The following is a 1,460-nucleotide window of genomic DNA, read 5'->3' on the forward strand; positions in this document are numbered from 1 at the left end:
GAACTTCGCCGCTATTGGTTCGAAACCTTTCGTCAGTGCCTCATGTAAAGCGTTTTCTTCAGAGAAGAGACTGATACGCATGAAGCACTTGCCGGTGCCCAGGTCGTTGAACTGTGAGCTATCGACGATGTTGCATCCCTGCTCGAACAGATATCCCGAGATCGCGGCCACGATACCACGGGTTGTGTTGCATGAGACCGTCAGGACATAATTCTTCATTCTTCACCGCGTTCATTCAGGTTTGCAGCCAATTGGCTTGTTGGATTTTGACAGTCGGTCCGTTGCGGCACTTCCAAACGGTGCGGGTCTGCCCTTTTCGCCACTAGGTGGCGGAAAGCCCGATATACCGATCGAGTTCGGTACGATTGCTGGCGAGTTTTGCCGCGGTTTCCTCGAAGACAATCTTTCCCTGGTCAAGAGCGACAACCCGATCAGCAAAGCGCAGAGCGAGGCCGATCTGTTGCTCCACCAGAACGACCGTGTGGCCTCGGTCAGCAAGATCGCCAAAAACGCCCACGAGCATTTCACAGATCACCGGCGCCAACCCCTCCAGCGGTTCGTCCAGTAAGATGATTTCGGGTCTCCCAAGCAGTGCACGGGCAATCGACAACATCTGTTGCTCGCCTCCGGAAAGCTGGCGTCCGCCATTAAATCGGCGTTCTTTCAACCTCGGAAACAAATCATAGGCTTCGTTGAGGCTTGAACCGTTCCGAATACCGGCAATCAGGTTCTCCTCGACAGAAAGCGAGGGGAAGATATCGCGCGTCTGCGGCACGATGCCCATCCCCAATCGCGCCCGCTCGTGAGCCTGAACGCCGTCAATTGGAACACCTCTCAATTTGATGCTTCCGGCGTGCTGACGAGTTTGCCCCATGATGGTGGCAAGCATCGTGGTCTTGCCGACCCCGTTTCGTCCGACGATCGCCAGGCGCTCGCCCTTTGAGACCTTGAGCGAAACATTGCGGATGATGTGGGTGTCGCCATATCCAGCCACGACACCATCCAATTCCAGCAGAGCATCAGTCATGGCCGGTCCCCAGATAGAGTTCTCGAACCTGCGGATTGGAGACCACCTCCTGTGGAGTGCCGTCCAATAGGATCGCGCCGTTGACCAGGACGATGATCCTATTGGCAACCTCAAAAACGAGTTGCATGTCATGCTCGATGATGAGAACCGACAAATCTGCCGGCAGCCTCTTTATTGCCTGGACGATCAGGTGGCTTTCAGTGGAAGGCACGCCTGCCGCTGGCTCATCAAGGATCAAGACCTTAGGCTTCAAAGCCAATGTCAGCGCCAGTTCGACGAGCCTTTGCTGGCCATAAGCAAGTCCACGTACGGGCTTGTCCGCCAGAGGCGTCAGCGCAAGATCCTCCAGTAACTGAAAGATTTCGCTTTCTATATTCGGCATCCCATCAGAGCGGCAAAAAACCTTGTTCGTACGGCGCTCCCTTTCCAGTAT

General features: G+C 55.0%; 2 protein-coding genes and 1 pseudogene. All 3 read right to left on the reverse strand.

Annotated features, from left to right (window positions below):
* Positions 1 to 219, reverse strand: a pseudogene (purU, locus tag A3AY_RS34680) (formyltetrahydrofolate deformylase); the annotation flags it as partial.
* Between the two features lie 103 nt (positions 220 to 322).
* Positions 323 to 1,027 (reverse strand): ABC transporter ATP-binding protein, encoded by a 705-nt coding sequence (locus A3AY_RS0107535; protein ID WP_018325072.1) that lies wholly within the window; start codon positions 1,025 to 1,027, stop codon positions 323 to 325.
* Positions 1,020 to 1,460 (reverse strand): ATP-binding cassette domain-containing protein (locus A3AY_RS0107540; RefSeq protein ID WP_018325073.1); only part of this gene is annotated, 441 nt, incomplete at its 5' end. The genes A3AY_RS0107535 and A3AY_RS0107540, both read right to left, overlap by 8 nt.

The sequence above is a fragment of the Rhizobium giardinii bv. giardinii H152 genome (genome assembly GCF_000379605.1).
GTDB lineage: Bacteria > Pseudomonadota > Alphaproteobacteria > Rhizobiales > Rhizobiaceae > Pararhizobium > Pararhizobium giardinii.